Below are 14,705 nucleotides of genomic sequence, written 5' to 3'. Positions count from 1 at the left end.
TCGAACCATTGATGATATTGTTCAAATTCGCTCTGTTTGCATGCCGAAGGCGTGGTGTGCCGTCTATTGTGTCAGATCTCGGGTTACGCTTAAAAATTGCGCTTTGATAGGCTGATACCTTGGAGTTTGACGCGGTTGTTCTTGACTCCGCAGGAATGATAGCCGGACAGTTCGGATGAACCAATATATAATTGATACATCAAGGTGCGTGAGGCATGACGCCGAAAGACAAGGTAAACGACAACTCTTCTCTCGTTCTGCGCCGGCTTCGCCTGATGATTGCAGGCGGTGATGTCGGCCCCGGGGGGCGGCTTCCGACAGAGCGGGAGCTGTCCGAAAAGCTGGGCGTGGGCCGGCGCACGATACGGCGCGCGCTTGAGGTGCTGGAGGCCGAGGGCCTGTTGTGGCGCCGCCAGGGCAAGGGCACCTTCATCGGCCAGCCGCCCGATCCGACCGGCGTCCTCGCGGCCGAAATCGCCGGCGAGGCGCGCGTTTCCGAAGTGACGGAAGCCCGGCTTTACATCGAACCCGCGCTGGCCGGGCTCTGCGCGGCGCGGGCAAAGCCCGATGATGTTCGCCGGATGCGCCAACTGGCCAACCGGATCATCGAAACGACCGATCCCGACAGCGTCGAGCTGTGGGATGGCGCCCTGCACCGGCTGATCGCGCGCACCGCGGGCAACCGGGTTCTGTTGACCGCCTTTTCGCTGCTGGATGAAATCCGCGCGTCGGAGGCCTGGCGCACGCTGCGCGAACAGGCGCGCTCCGGCAATTCGGTGGATCTGTACCACAGCCAGCACATGCGGCTGATCGACCGTATCGAGGCCGGCGATGTCATTGGCGCGGAAGAGGAGATGCGCGCGCATCTCAACACCCTGTCCGACTGTATCGGCCGGGTGCTGGACCGGAAGGCGGCCGAAAATGCCTGAGGACGCCCCGCTCCTGCAGATCACCGATCTTTCGATCCGTTTCGGGGCGGCGGCGACCAATCTCGTGGATGGCGTGTCGCTGTCGCTCGACAGGGGTGAGACACTGTGCATCGTGGGCGAGTCGGGCTGCGGCAAGTCGCTGACGGCGTTGGCGCTGATGGGGCTGTTGCCGACCCCGCCGGCGCGGCTCATGTCCGGCACCGCGATGTTCGAGGGGCGCGATCTTCTGAGCCTGTCACTGCAGGAGCTGCAAAACGTTCGGGGCGACCGGATGGCGATGATCTTTCAGGAGCCGATGACCTCGCTCAATCCGGCGCTGAAAGTGGGCGAGCAGATCGCCGAAGCCGTGCGCCGCCACAAGGGCGTCAGCCGGGATGCCGCGCGGAACCGCGCGCTGGACATGCTGCAAAAGGTGCGGATCCCGGCGCCCGAAAAGCGGTTGGATGAGTACCCGCATCAGATGTCAGGCGGGATGCGGCAGCGCGCGATGATTGCCATGGCGATGGCGAACGACCCGGCGCTTCTGATTGCCGATGAGCCGACCACCGCGCTGGATGTCACCGTGCAGGCCCAGGTGCTGGATCTGATGCGCCAGTTGCAGGATGAAAGCGCCAGCGCGATGATCATGATCACCCACGATCTGGGCGTGGTGGCCGAAATGGCCGACAAGGTGGCGGTCATGTATGCCGGCCGCATTGTCGAGGCCGGCCCGGTCGCGGCAGTGTTCGAAAACCCGCAGCACCCCTATACGATCGGGTTGATGAGCTCGATGCCCTCGCTCGGCGACCGGTCGGGCAAGCTGGTGACGATCCCCGGCATCGTGCCGCCCGCCGATGCCATGCCCGAAGGCTGTCGTTTTGTCTCGCGCTGCCCGTTCGCGCAGCCGGGCTGCGCGCTTGCCCCGCCGATGCGGGAATTCGACCGGGGGCATGCCGTGGCCTGCTGGCGCGCGCCGCTTGAAACCGGCGTGGATGCGCCATCCCCCGAAATCGCGGGGGCCGCGTGATGGGAAAGCCGGACCTGATCATAGAGACCCGCGCGCTCAGGCGGCGTTTCGTGACTCACAAGCCGCTGGTCGGGGCGCAGACAGAGGTGCGCGCGGTCGACGGGATCGACCTGCGTATACGGCGCGGCGAAACCTTTGCGATCGTGGGCGAGTCCGGCTGCGGAAAATCCACGCTGGCGCGGCTTCTGGTGCGGCTGATCGACCCGAGCGAGGGATCGGTGATTTATGATGGCACCGACATTTCCAGGATCAGCGCGGACAAGATGCGCGGCCTGCGCCGGGATCTTCAGTTCATCTTTCAGGATCCGTTCTCGTCGCTCAATCCGCGCATGACGGTGGGGGCCCTCGTCGAAGAGCCGATGCGCGCGCACCGGATCGGCACCCGCCGGGAACGCCGCGCCAGGGTCGCCGCGCTGTTGGAACGGGTGGGGCTGATGCCCGAACACGCCAACCGCTATCCGCATGAATTTTCCGGCGGGCAGCGCCAGCGCATCGGCATCGCCCGCGCGCTGGCATCGGGGCCCAAGGTTCTGATCGGGGATGAGCCTGTGTCGGCGCTGGATGTGTCGATCCAGGCGCAGGTGGTCAACATCCTCGAGGATCTGAAACAGGAGTTCGGCCTGACGCTGATCGTTATCGCCCATGATCTGGCGGTGATCCGGCACATGGCCGATCGGGTGGCGGTCATGTATCTGGGCGAAATCGTCGAGGAAGCGCCGGTGGCAGAGCTGTTCACCGCCCCGCGGCATCCTTATACCGAGGCACTTATTTCGTCGATCCCGGTGCCGCGCGTCGGCGCGCGGGCCGGGGTGGCGACCATCGACGGGGAGCCGCCGAACCCGATCGCACCGCCGCCGGGATGCCGTTTCCATCCGCGCTGTCCCTATGCCCAGGCGGTCTGCCGCGCCGAGCGGCCGAAGCTGACGCGCGGGCCGGATGCGCGCAGCGTCGCCTGTCACAGGCACGCCGAACTTTCCCTGACCGGGCTGGCGCCCGACATCGCCGCCCGCTCGCCCGAAGCAGAGCAGCGCTTTTCCCTTTATCGTGCGGCGCGCGCAACCAGAGAGGGCGCCAAGCCTTCCGGATCTTTCCCCCAACCACTCACACCCGACAAGGAGTAAGCCCCATGGCACTGTCCAAGAAACTCGCTCTCGCCCTGGCCTTCGGGCTGGCGGCAGGCGGCGCATCCGCCGCCGACCTGCGCATCGGCCTTCAGGAAGACCCCGATATCCTCGACCCCGATCAATCGCGCACCTTCGTGGGCCGCATCGTCTATGCCTCGCTTTGCGACAAGCTGGTGGATATCACCCCCGGCCTTGAAATCGTGCCGCAGCTGGCCACCGGCTGGAGCTGGTCCGACGACGGTATGGCGCTGACCATGACCCTGCGTGACGGCGTGACCTTTCACGACGGAACGCCGTTCAACGCCGCCGCCGTGGCCGCCAATATCGAGCGCAGCCAGACCATGCCGGAAAGCCGCCGCAAGTCCGAGGTGAAATCCATCGCCTCGACAGAGGTGGTGGACGACTACACCATCAAGTTCAACCTGACCGCGCCCGATGCCACCCTGCTTGCGCAGTTCGCCGACCGCTCGGGCATGATGATGTCGCCGACGGCGGCGGCCGAGACGGGCGCGGATTTCGGCCTGACGCCGGTCTGCTCGGGCCCGTTTTCCTTCAAGGAGCGTATCCAGCAGGACCGGATCGTGCTGGAGAAATTCGCGGGTTACTGGAACGCCGACGAGATCAGCTTCGACAGCGTGACCTTCCTGCCGATCCCCGATACCACCGTGCGTCTGGCGAACCTGCGCTCGGGCGACCTGGATATGCTGGAGCGTCTGGCCGCGACCGATCTGGGCTCGGCCAAGGGCGACGACGGGCTGATCATCGAACAGGCGGTTTCGCTGGGCTATCAGGGTATCACCATGAACCTGGCCAATGGTGAGCGTGCCAAGAACCCGCTGGGCGAAGATGCCCGGGTTCGCAAGGCGCTGTCACTGTCCATCGACCGCAATGTGCTCAATCAGGTGGTGTTCGAAGGCGCCTTCGCGCCGGGAAATCAGCCCTTCCCGCCAACCTCGCCCTGGTATGACACCCGTTTTCCGGTGCCCGAACGCGATGTCGATGCGGCCAAGGCCCTGTTGGCCGAGGCCGGATACGAGAGCGGCCTCGAGATCGAGATTCAGGTGACCAACAACCCGGTTCAGATGCAGATGATGCAGGTCGTTCAGGCCATGGCCTCAGAGGCCGGCATCGACATAAAGCTGGTGGCCAAGGAATTCGCCACGCTGCTGAAGGATCAGTCCGCCGGCGATTTCACCGCCAGCCAGATCGGCTGGTCGGGCCGGGTCGATCCCGATGGCAACATCCATCAGTTCATGACCTGCAATGGTGGCATCAACGATTCCAAGGTCTGCATCCCCGAGGTCGACGCCCTGCTCGACAAGGCGCGCGTCTCGACGGATATGGCCGAGCGCAAGGCCTCCTACGATGCCGCGCGCGAGATCCTGATCGAAGAGCTGCCGATCCTTTATCTCTATCACGTCACGTGGATCTGGGCGCTGGACGACAAGATCGCGGGTTTCGTGCCCTATCCCGACGGCATGATCCGGCTTGAAGGCGTGTCCTTCACCGAATGATCCGACATCCGGCCCGGCGGCGCGCGTCGCCGGGCCGACCCCACCCATGCCCCCGATGGAGCCCCCGACATGCTCGGCTTTCTTGCGCGCAGAATTCTGATCGCCATTCCCACGGTGATCCTGATCTCGGTCTTCGTGTTCACGCTGCAAAAGCTCTTGCCGGGCGATCCGGTGCTGGCCATGGCGGGCGAAGAGCGCGATCCCGAGGTGCTGGCCTTCCTGCGCGAGAAATACCGCCTCAACGATCCGCTCTACATGCAGTATTTCCACTGGATCGGCGGCGTGCTGCAAGGTGATCTGGGCATTTCGCTGCGCACCCGGCAGCCGGTGCTGACGCTGATCGGCGAAAAGCTTCCGGTGACGATCCAGCTTGCGGTTATGGCGCTGATCATCGCGGTATTCATCGGGGTGCCCACCGGCATCCTCTCGGCCTATCGCAAGGGCACCTGGATTGACTGGCTTGCCAATATCGTTGCGCTGTCGGGGCTGTCGATCCCGAACTTCTGGCTCGGGATCATGCTGATCCTGCTGGTGTCGGTGAACCTTGGCTGGTTGCCGGCCTCCGGCTATGCGCCGCTGAGCGAAGATCCCCTGCGTTCGATCCAGACCATGATCATGCCGGCCTTCGTGCTGGGCACCGGGCTGGCTGCCACGCTGATGCGGCACACCCGTTCGGCCATGCTGGGGGTGCTGAAATCCGACTATGTGCGCACCGCCCGCGCCAAGGGGCTGAACGAGCGGGTGGTGATCCTGAAACACGCCCTGCGCAATGCACTGGTGCCGATCGTCACGGTGGCCACGCTGCTGTTTGGCGAGTTGCTGGCCGGCGCGGTCCTGACCGAGCAGATCTTCACCATTCCCGGTTTCGGCAAACTGGTGGTCGATGCTGTCTTCAACCGCGACTACGCCGTGGTGCAGGGCATCGTGCTGTGCACCGCCGTCGCCTTTATCGCCATGAACATTCTGGCCGATGCGGCCTACCGCATCCTCAACCCCCGCATGAGGGATACATGAGCGCGCTTTCCGATACCGCCGGCATCGCCCCGGGCCCGCAAAAACGGATGAAAAGCCGGGTCTGGGCCAAGTTCCGCCGCAACCCTTCGGCGCTGCTCGGGGCTGTGCTGGTCGCGTTTTTCGTCTGTGTCGCGCTTCTGGCGCCGGTGCTGCCGGTGCCCGGCCCGTTGGAAACCGACTGGCTGGCCGTGCGCAAACCGCCGTCGGCCGCGCATCCGTTCGGCACCGACGAGATCGGCCGCGATGTGCTGTCGCGCATGATCTGGGGCGCGCAGGCCTCGCTCATGGCGGGGGTGGTTTCGGTGTTCATCGCGCTCTTGCTGGGGATTCCGCTGGGCGTTGCCGCAGGCTATCGCCGGGGCTGGACAGACGCGGCCATCTCGCGCGTGACAGAGGCATTGCTGGCCGCGCCCTTCCTGATCCTCGCGATCGCGCTGGCGGCCTTTCTGGGCCCGTCGCTGACCAATGCGATGATCGCCATCGGCCTTTCGGCGATGCCCGCCTTCATCCGGCTGGCCCGTGGCCAGACCCTCAGCGTCATGACAGAGGATTATGTCGAAAGCGCCCGCGCCATCGGCCTGACCGATCTCGCGATCATCCGGCGCTATATCCTGCCCAACATCTTCCCGCCCCTGTTGGTGCAGGCCACCCTGACGGTCGCCACCGCGATCATCGCCGAGGCGTCGCTGTCGTTCCTCGGGCTGGGCCAGCAGCCGCCGGCGCCCTCTTGGGGGTCGATGCTGAACATCGCCAAGAATTTTCTGGAACAGGCGCCGTGGATGGCGATGTGGCCCGGCATCGCGATCTTTCTGGTGGTGCTGGGTTTCAACCTTCTCGGCGACGGGCTGCGCGATGCGCTGGACCCGCGGGAAACATGACACGCCGCGCTCGGGGGCCACGCGGGCCCCGAGCAGAGAATGAACAGCCGCGCGGAACGGCGCCGCCCGCAGGGATCGGGCAACAGTGGAAAGGTAACCCATGAACTTCACGACACGGCCCGAGATCGCCGGCACATTCGGTGTTGCCACCTCGACGCACTGGATTGCTTCGGCGGTGGGCATGGCCCTGCTTGAAAAGGGCGGCAACGCCTTCGACGCGGCGGTAGCCATGGGGTTGGTTCTGAATGTGGTTGAGCCGCATCTGAACGGGCCGCTGGGCGATCTGCCGCTGATCTTCTGCCCGGCGGGGGCTGATGCGCCCACCGTGATCTGCGCCCAGGGCGTGGCCCCCGCCGGCGCCACGATCGCGCATTACAAGGCGCAGGGGCTTGATCTGATTCCGGGTTCGGGGATGCTGGCCACGGTTGTGCCGGGCGCGTTCGATGGCTGGATGCTTTTGCTGCGCGATCACGGCTCGATGACGCTGCGCGAGGTGCTGGAACCCGCGATCCATTATGCCGAAGCCGGCCACCCGTTGCTGCCGCGTGTGGCGGCCACGATTGCCGGACTGGCCGATTTCTTCCGCGATGAATGGCCAACCTCTGCCGAGACCTGGCTGCCGGGCGGCAAGGTGCCCGAGGCGGGCCGCCTGTTCAAGAACCCCGATCTTGCCGCCACCTGGCGCCGCCTGCTGGACGAGGCCGAGGCCGCCGAGGGCCGCGAGGCGCAGATCGAGGCGGCGCGCGGTGCCTTCTACAAGGGCTTCGTGGCCGAGGCGATCGACGCATGGGTCAGACAGGCCGAGGTGATGGACGCCGCCGGGGGCCGCCGCAAGGGGGTGCTGACCGGCGACGACATGGCCAACTGGCAGGCCAGCTACGAGCCGCCGCTGTCGGTGGATTATGGCGACTGGACAGTGTTCAAGACCGGGCCGTGGGGGCAGGGGCCGACGTTGCTGCAATCGCTGCGCATCCTCGAGGGCAGCGGGATTGCGGACATGGACCCGGCCGGCCCCGATTTCGTACATCTGATCATCGAGACGATGAAACTGTCTTTCGCCGACCGCGAAGCCTATTACGGTGACCCGAATTTCAGCGACATCCCAATGGATACGTTGCTTTCGCGCGATTATGCCGCCACCCGCCGCGCCCAGATCGGGGCCACCGCCTCGCTGGAACAGCGCCCCGGCGTGATCGAAGGTTACGGCGCACAGGCCGCCGCCGCGATCCGGCGCGGCGCAATGACCCCCGAGGCGGGGCCGGGGGCCGGGGCGGGCGAACCGACCATGGCGCATCTGTCCGAAAAGCGCGGCGATACCGTGCATATCGACGTGATCGACCAATGGGGCAACATGGTTTCGGCCACGCCGTCGGGCGGATGGCTGCAATCCTCGCCCGTGGTGCCGGGGCTGGGGATGCCGCTCAACAGTCGCGCGCAAATGTTCTGGCTGGAAGAGGGGCTGGCGACCTCGCTGGCGCCGGGGCGGCGCCCGCGCACCACGCTTTCGCCGTCGATGGCCAATCTGCACGGCCGGCCGGCGCTGGCCTTCGGCACGCCGGGCGGCGATCAGCAGGACCAGTGGCAGTTGATCTTCTTCCTGCGGCTGGTGCACCAGACCCGCAACCTGCAAGAGGCCATCGACGCGCCGCTGTTTCACACCGCGCATTTTCAGGCCTCGTTCTACCCCCGCGCCACGCGCCCCGGCCATCTGATGATCGAGCCCGGTTTCGGCGCGGCCACGATCGAAGAGTTGCGCGCGCGCGGTCATGATGTGGAGGTTGCGGAGCCCTGGAGCGTCGGTCGTCTGACCGCGGCGCAACGCGATGCCAGCGGGTTGCTGCGCGCCGCCGCCACGCCGCGCCTGATGCAGGCCTACGCGGTTGGCCGGTAAAGCGGCCCTGCGGCAGGAACAGGTTCCTGCCGCAGGGCACGGGATTTGCAGCCGTCAGGCGTTGAGGATCACCTTCATCGCCTTCTCGCGCGCGGCATTGCCGAAAACCTCGTAGGCGTCGAGGATCTCTTCGAGCTTGAAGCGGTGGGTCACCAGCCTGCCCGGATTGACCTTGCCGGAATTCAGCGTCTTGAGCAGCATCGGCGTGGTATTGGTGTTCACCAGCCCCATCGAGATATTGATGTTCTTGATCCAAAGCTCCTCGATATGCAGCTCGACGGGTTTACCATGCACGCCGACATTGGCGATGGCGCCGCCGGCCGAAACGATCTTCTGGCAGATGTCGAAGGTCGCGGGCACGCCCACGGCCTCGATGGCCACATCGACGCCGAGATCATCGGTCATCTTCATGATCTCTTCGACCACATCGACCTCTCCGACCTGAAGCGTATCGGTGGCTCCGAATTGTTTCGCGAGTTCGAGCCGCGCCGGATCCATGTCGATCATCACGATCTTGCCCGGAGAGTAGAATTGCGCGGTCAAAAGCACGGACATGCCCACGGGCCCGGCGCCGATGATGGCGATGGTGTCGCCGGGTTTGACCTTGCCGTATTGCACCCCGATCTCCAGCCCGGTCGGCATGATGTCCGACAGCATCACCAGCGCCTCTTCATCCGCGCCGTCCGGGATCGGGTAGAGCGAATTGTCGCCATGCGGGATGCGCACATATTCGGCCTGCGTGCCGTCGATCAGGTGGCCCAGAATCCAGCCGCCGTCCGAGCAATGCGCATAGAGCTGGCGCTTGCAATTCGGACAGGCGCCACAGGAGGTCACGCAGGAGATCAGCACCGGATCGCCCGGTTTGAAATTGCGCACCGCGGGGCCGACCTCTTCGACCACGCCGACGCCTTCGTGGCCCAGCGTGCGGCCCGGGGTGACGGCGGGAACGTCGCCCTTCAGGATATGCAGATCGGTGCCGCAGATCGTCGTCTTGGTGATGCGCACGATCACATCGGTGGGCTTGTCAATTCCGGGTTTTTCTTTTTCGACCCAGTCTTTCTGACCCGGCCCGTTATACACGAGAGCTTTCATCACATGCCTCCTCTTTCAAAGTCTCGATCGCAACGTAGCATCCCGCCAAACTACGGAAAGGTTGCTCACGTGGTTGCAACTGTCCGATTTTCAGACAGTTTTCACCAGACAGCGCCCGAAAGCGGGGGCTGCCGCAGCGCCGCCCCCGCAAATCATTTTCGGAAACCGGAATCCGAAGGCGATCAGGCCCGTTCCGGCACCTTCATCCCCAGCCAGTCGCGGTAGAAGGTTTCGATATCCGGCTCGAAGTCATGGATCACCGGATACCAGGGCGTCGGCGCCTCGACATCCAGCAGATCGCCGGAGAGCGGGCAGAAATACTCGCGGATCACCTGCCAGTCGGTCGAGGGGGCCATCAGGCGGGGGTAAAGCTCTTCCATCTGTTCGGGCGTGTCGCGCACCCGCACCCGGGCATGCAGTTTCCAGTTCTGATCCCATTCGCAGAAATCGTGGCCGGCCTGCGAACGGATCATCCATTTCATGTCTGACTGGCGCTGCACGATATAGAGCTTGGGCCCCAGCGGCAGGATGATCGGATCGTCCCATTCCACCTGTTCCTGCAACACTTCGAGATAGATCTGGAACCGCTCCTGATCCTTCGGGGTCGAGAGCATGGTATGGAGCGTGTCGCGGTCGATCTTGCCGTCGACGAGGTCTTTGATCTTGGATCTGGTATAGGCCATGATGTCCTCCCTGTGGATTGACCTTGAAGATGAGAGGTCGCGCCCGGTGTCTTTTAAGGGCGCGGCCTGTGCTGGGCTTATTCCTCGACGAACTGGACGGTTTTCACGTCCGGGAGTTCGGAAATATCCATCGAGTATTCGCGCCCGTAGGATGGGATCGGCAGGTCGGCTTCCATCAGCTTCCAGTCGTCCGGCAGGGTCCAGAAGTCGCGGAACTCTTTCTCGAAACGGGGCCCGAGCTTGAAGGAGGCGGCGAACATCTGCTGCACATGGACACCGGCATCCTTGGCGAGGATCTTCTCGCGCTCTGCGGCCATCCACTCCTGCGTCGGCACCGATTGCGCCAGACGGTCCTTGCGGATCTCCGCGCGCCTGGCCCCGGTCGCGGCCATGTCCACGCCCTTCATGCCATCGCCCGCGTCCGACAGGACAACGCCGTAGACGCTCGCGGCGAAACGTTCGAGCAGATAGCCGCCGTTCACGTCATCGGCCACCGACTGCGGTTCGCGGTCCAGCGGATCGCCGAAGCCGGGACCGCCGCGCATGTAGTTCAGGTAGAGGTCGTAATCCTTGAACATCGCTTCGGTGGTGATCGCCTGCTTGTCGCGCTTGATCCGCGCCCCTTCGAGCATGCTTTCATAAACCGGATTTTCCGGGTCGGTATCACCGCCAAAGGGGATCGGGTCGCCATTGGCGATCTTTTCCTTCAGCCCGGTGTCATGGGCCTCGAAACGATAGCCCGAGGCCGCGGGATACCCACCCATCAGACCCCAGTCCGAGCTGATATGGCCGTTGCCCATGAAGAACATCGTCCAGTCCTTGGCGTTCCACACCATGCGCAGGCTTTCGAACCCGCAGCCGCCGCGATACTTGCCCGCGCCGCCCGAGCTGGCCTTGATCTGCCGGCCCAGATAGACCAGCGGCTCGGCCAGTTCCCAGATTTCCATGTCGCCCATGTCGCCCTCGGGGTTCCAGACCGCCGCCGCATGGCTGATCCCGTCGCTATGAGCGCTGGCGCCCACCCCGTTGGCCGCGCATTCGAACGAATTCACCGCATGGATTTCGTCATACTGGTTGAACCCGCCGCCCTGCAGCCAGTTCGAGGTGTTGGCATTGCCCGCGTTCACCTCTTCGAGGTAGCCGCGCCCGAAATAGCTGCGCGACAGCCCGCGCCAGAGCGCCGTCCACGAGGACACGAGGAAGTGCCAGGAATAGCTGAACGCCACCCGCCGGTCGTCTGGATTCATCCACGTTCCCTTGGGCAGGCGAAACTCTGTCCCGTAAGCCGCGCCATCGTTGATCATCTCTGTGGGAATGAGGCTTTGCGTCATCATCACCCAGATGCCGGAGGTAAAGCTTACCTGATGCGCGTTGTACGTGTGCCAGCCCCAGCGGGACGAGCCTTCGAAATCGAGCCGCCACGTGCCATCGCCCCGGATCGTGATTTCCGAGGGCGTGTGCATGATCGTGTCGAGCTTGGCGAAGTCAGAGGGCACGCGCACATCATCATGCGCATAGGGTACGTCGACAAATCCGACCTGGCGGTATTTGCCCGGAATGGTCATCGCCTTGATCCGGTTCTGCAGGCCGACCCGGCCGTGCTCCACCGCCTCGTAGGCGAATTTCCAATAGGCGTCGATGCCCTCGTCTGCGATCACCTCCTGCACCAGATCGCGGATCATGTGGCAGCCGGCGACGCGGGTACGCTCGTCCAGCATCCAGTAGCGGGTGGTGCGTACCATCCGCTGGCTCTCATGCAGCCAGTCACGGTTGAGTATGTCGTTTTCGCCGATCTTGCGGCAGGTGATCGAGTAACCGTCGCCAAAGCGCTGCACCTGCCCGGTGGACATGGACCCCGGCCCGACCGAGCCGGTATCGATCACGTGGGTGACCCCGCCGACCCACCCGATCAGCATGTCCTCGTGGAAGATCGGAACGATGGTGTGGATGTCGCAGGGGTGCACATTCCCGATCAGCGAGTCGTTGTTGCAGAAGATGTCCTTGTCGCGGATGCCGGGATTTTGCTCCCATCCGTTCTCGATCATGTATTTGATCGCCGCGCCCATGGTGCCCACGTGGATGATGATCCCCGTAGACGTCAGGATCGAGTCGCCGGCCGCGTTGTAGAGGGTGAAGCAAAGCTCGCCCTCCTGCTCGACGATGGGGGAGGCCGCGATTTTCTTTGCGGTCTCGCGGGCGTCCACCACACCCGCGCGCAGCCGTGAGAACAGCTTGTTGTACATGATGGGGTCGCTGTCGCGCAGCTCCATCTTCTTAAGCCCGGCGTAGTGGCCGGTGGCCTTGGTCGCCTCCATCAGCCGGTCGCGGTGTTGTTTCAGGGTCTCGCCTCCGCGGACGATGCCGCGGGTCTGGACTTCGGATTGAATGTTCATTGTGTTTCTCCTCCCTGAGAAATCAGACTTCCTTGAGATGGAACAGCCGGTGTTGGTCGAGCCAGGTCTCGAAGCCGCCGGGCACGACAAAGGTGGTGGCGTCGGATTCGATGATCGCGGGGCCGACAACGTGGTTGCCGGGCAACAGGCCCTCCATCTGGAAGATCTGCGCATCCACCCATTCGCGGTGGCGGTAGAACTTGCGCGTGCCCAGCCTGGCCGCGTCCGGGGGCGTTTCCGGGCCGAGCTCTTCCTTCGGAATCCTGGGTTTCTGGATCGGCACGGTGCCGCGCATGATCGCGCCGGTCACCGAATAGCCCAGCTCGGGCGACCGCGCCGAGGCGGAATAGACCCTGCCATAGGTGGCGTTGAACGCCTCGACCAGACTGTCCCAGTCGCCGGCGGTGTGGGCCTGCATGATCGGGCTTTCGATTTCCAGATCGTTGAGCTGGCCGCGGTACTGCATGCGAAAACCCGGCTGCAGTTCCACCTTGTCGGCGGAATAGCCGTTGATTTCGAACTCTTCCAGAACGCGCTCTTTCAGCTCCTGCCAGGCCGCCTGAAGCGTTTGTTCCTGGTTGGCCTTGAGATCGTCGCTCGCGTCCACCGAGATGTTGATGTCCAGTGACTTGTCGTAGCGGTATTCGAAATCCGCCGCAGCACAGCCGAAGGCAGAGAACCCCGCAGCCCATGCCGGTACGATGATGTCCTCGAAGCCAAGCCCCTCGGTGTAGCCGTAGGTGTGTACCGGCCCCGCCCCGCCGTAGGAGAAGCAGACGAAGTTGGCCGGGGTCGAGCCCTTGCCCGAGATCATCGAGCGCAGGTAGTCGCGCAGGTCGCTGTCGAGCAGCTCGATGACGCCGGCGGCGGCGTCTTCGACCGTAAGCCCGAGCGGATCGGCGATCTGTTCCTTCATCGCGTTCCAGGCGCGTTCGCGGTTCAGCTTGACCTGACCACCCAGGAAGTTGTCGGGGTTGAGATAGCCCAGGATCACGTGACAGTCGGAAATCGTGACGGTCTCGATGCCGCTTTCCTCCCAGCAGACCCCGACGCGATATCCCGCCGAATCCGGCCCCAGCTTGATCGCCTTGGTATAGGGATCGAGGCGGATGAAGCTGCCCGCGCCCGCGCCAACCGAATCCATCGCCACAAGCGGCAGGGACAGCACCAGGCGCGCCATATCCGGGTCATTGCGGATGGTAAGCTCATTCTCGGTGATCAGCGCCACGTCGAAGGACGTTCCGCCGATGTCGGAACAGGCGATGTTCTTGTACCCGAGCACCTCGCCCAGATACTTGGCCCCGATCACCCCACCGATCGGCCCCGACACGATGGTTCGGGCCAGTTCCTTGGCCTTCCACGAGATCGTGCCGCCATGGGTCGCCATCACCCGGAAATCGAATTTCGAGCCGTTTTCCTTGAAGGCGCTCGTGATCTGCTGAAGCGTCTGCCGCGAGGGTTCGGCGGCGAACGCCTCGAGGATGGTGGTATTGGTGCGGTGGCTTTCCTTGCGCACCGGGTAATAGTCGGTGGAGGCGAAGACAGGAATTTTCTTGCCCGATTTCTCGATCTCCTCCAGCACGATGTCGCGCACCCGGCGCTCGTGTTCGGGATTGCGATAGCTGTGCAGAAGCGAAATCACGATGCCCTCGACATCCTGCGCGATCAGCTCTTTCGCCGCCGTGTGCGCGGTCGTTTCGCGCAGCGGGATCACCACGTTTCCCGACATGTCGATGCGCTCCATCACGCCGCGCGTCAGCTGACGCGGCACCAGCGGATCGTCGTAATAGTGGGTGTTGAGGTGAATACGGTCCTCATAGGCAAAGCCCAGATAGGCCTGAATGGCGCGGCCCATGCGGTGGAAATCCTCCATCCCCGCATTGACGATCAGCCCGCAGCGCAGGCCCTTGCGCTGCACCACGCGGTTGAGCATGGCCGTGCCGGAATAAACGCCCGTCTGGATCCCCGAGAGCGCTTCCTCCAGCGTCAGCCCCCAGTGTTCCAGCCCCTCACGCGATGAGGCGATCAGCCCGAGCGCTTCGTTGTCCGGCGTGGATTGAGATTTGCCGACCACGAATTCGCCGTCGCTGTCGACAAAGAACGTGTCGGTCATCGTGCCGCCCGCGTCGATGCCAAGCACCTGCACGCTGCGTTTGTTGGATTTGTCCAATGGCATGGTTT

General features: G+C 64.1%; 11 protein-coding genes. 7 read left to right on the top strand and 4 right to left on the bottom strand.

Translation table 11 applies throughout. The features are described 5' to 3' along the window. The first annotated feature begins 215 nt into the window (after positions 1-215). The 7 genes from TQ29_RS15935 to TQ29_RS15905 all read left to right on the top strand — a co-directional run bounded on the left by TQ29_RS15935 (position 216) and on the right by TQ29_RS15905 (position 8,356). Positions 216-929, top strand: coding sequence for a FadR/GntR family transcriptional regulator (locus TQ29_RS15935; RefSeq protein ID WP_054539970.1), 714 nt, complete (start codon positions 216-218; stop codon positions 927-929). Continuing rightward, positions 922-1,935 (top strand): ABC transporter ATP-binding protein, encoded by a 1,014-nt coding sequence (locus tag TQ29_RS15930; protein ID WP_054539969.1) that lies wholly within the window; start codon positions 922-924, stop codon positions 1,933-1,935. Before TQ29_RS15935 ends, TQ29_RS15930 begins: the two co-directional genes overlap by 8 nt. Next, on the top strand, positions 1,935-3,056 hold the full coding sequence (locus TQ29_RS15925) for an ABC transporter ATP-binding protein (protein ID WP_054539968.1): 1,122 nt from the start codon (positions 1,935-1,937) through the stop codon (positions 3,054-3,056). Before TQ29_RS15930 ends, TQ29_RS15925 begins: the two co-directional genes overlap by 1 nt. 5 nt (positions 3,057-3,061) lie before the next feature. Further along, on the top strand, positions 3,062-4,573 hold the full coding sequence (locus tag TQ29_RS15920) for an ABC transporter substrate-binding protein (protein WP_054539967.1): 1,512 nt from the start codon (positions 3,062-3,064) through the stop codon (positions 4,571-4,573). Positions 4,574-4,642: 69 nt separating this feature from the next. Further along, a complete protein-coding gene (locus tag TQ29_RS15915; RefSeq protein WP_054539966.1) occupies positions 4,643-5,587 on the top strand; it encodes an ABC transporter permease in 945 nt (314 codons plus the stop codon). Continuing rightward, on the top strand, positions 5,584-6,465 hold the full coding sequence (locus TQ29_RS15910; RefSeq protein WP_054539965.1) for an ABC transporter permease: 882 nt from the start codon (positions 5,584-5,586) through the stop codon (positions 6,463-6,465). The genes TQ29_RS15915 and TQ29_RS15910 overlap by 4 nt, the downstream gene beginning before the upstream one ends. A gap of 100 nt (positions 6,466-6,565) precedes the next feature. Further along, entirely contained in the window at positions 6,566-8,356 is a 1,791-nt protein-coding gene (locus tag TQ29_RS15905) for a gamma-glutamyltransferase family protein (RefSeq protein ID WP_054539964.1), read from the top strand. A 54-nt stretch (positions 8,357-8,410) separates the two neighbouring features. On the opposite strand, the gene TQ29_RS15900 is transcribed toward TQ29_RS15905, so the two are convergent. From TQ29_RS15900 to TQ29_RS15885, 4 genes are all read right to left on the bottom strand, one after another. Then, on the bottom strand, positions 8,411-9,448 hold the full coding sequence (locus TQ29_RS15900; RefSeq protein WP_054539963.1) for a zinc-dependent alcohol dehydrogenase family protein: 1,038 nt from the start codon (positions 9,446-9,448) through the stop codon (positions 8,411-8,413). A 182-nt stretch (positions 9,449-9,630) separates the two neighbouring features. Next, complete coding sequence (locus tag TQ29_RS15895; RefSeq protein ID WP_054539962.1) at positions 9,631-10,131, bottom strand: acetone carboxylase subunit gamma; 501 nt, start codon at positions 10,129-10,131, stop codon at positions 9,631-9,633. A gap of 77 nt (positions 10,132-10,208) precedes the next feature. Further along, entirely contained in the window at positions 10,209-12,524 is a 2,316-nt protein-coding gene (locus TQ29_RS15890; RefSeq protein WP_054539961.1) for a hydantoinase B/oxoprolinase family protein, read from the bottom strand. Between the two features lie 22 nt (positions 12,525-12,546). Continuing rightward, positions 12,547-14,700, bottom strand: a complete 2,154-nt coding sequence (locus TQ29_RS15885; RefSeq protein ID WP_054539960.1) for a hydantoinase/oxoprolinase family protein — start codon at positions 14,698-14,700, stop codon at positions 12,547-12,549. Between the last annotated feature and the right edge of the window lie 5 nt (positions 14,701-14,705).

The organism is Actibacterium sp. EMB200-NS6 (assembly GCF_001305615.1).
In the GTDB taxonomy this organism is placed as follows: Bacteria; Pseudomonadota; Alphaproteobacteria; order Rhodobacterales; family Rhodobacteraceae; genus Actibacterium_A; species Actibacterium_A naphthalenivorans.
The sequence above is the reverse complement of the archived record's forward strand: the minus strand, read 5'-3'. Positions and strand labels throughout refer to the sequence as shown.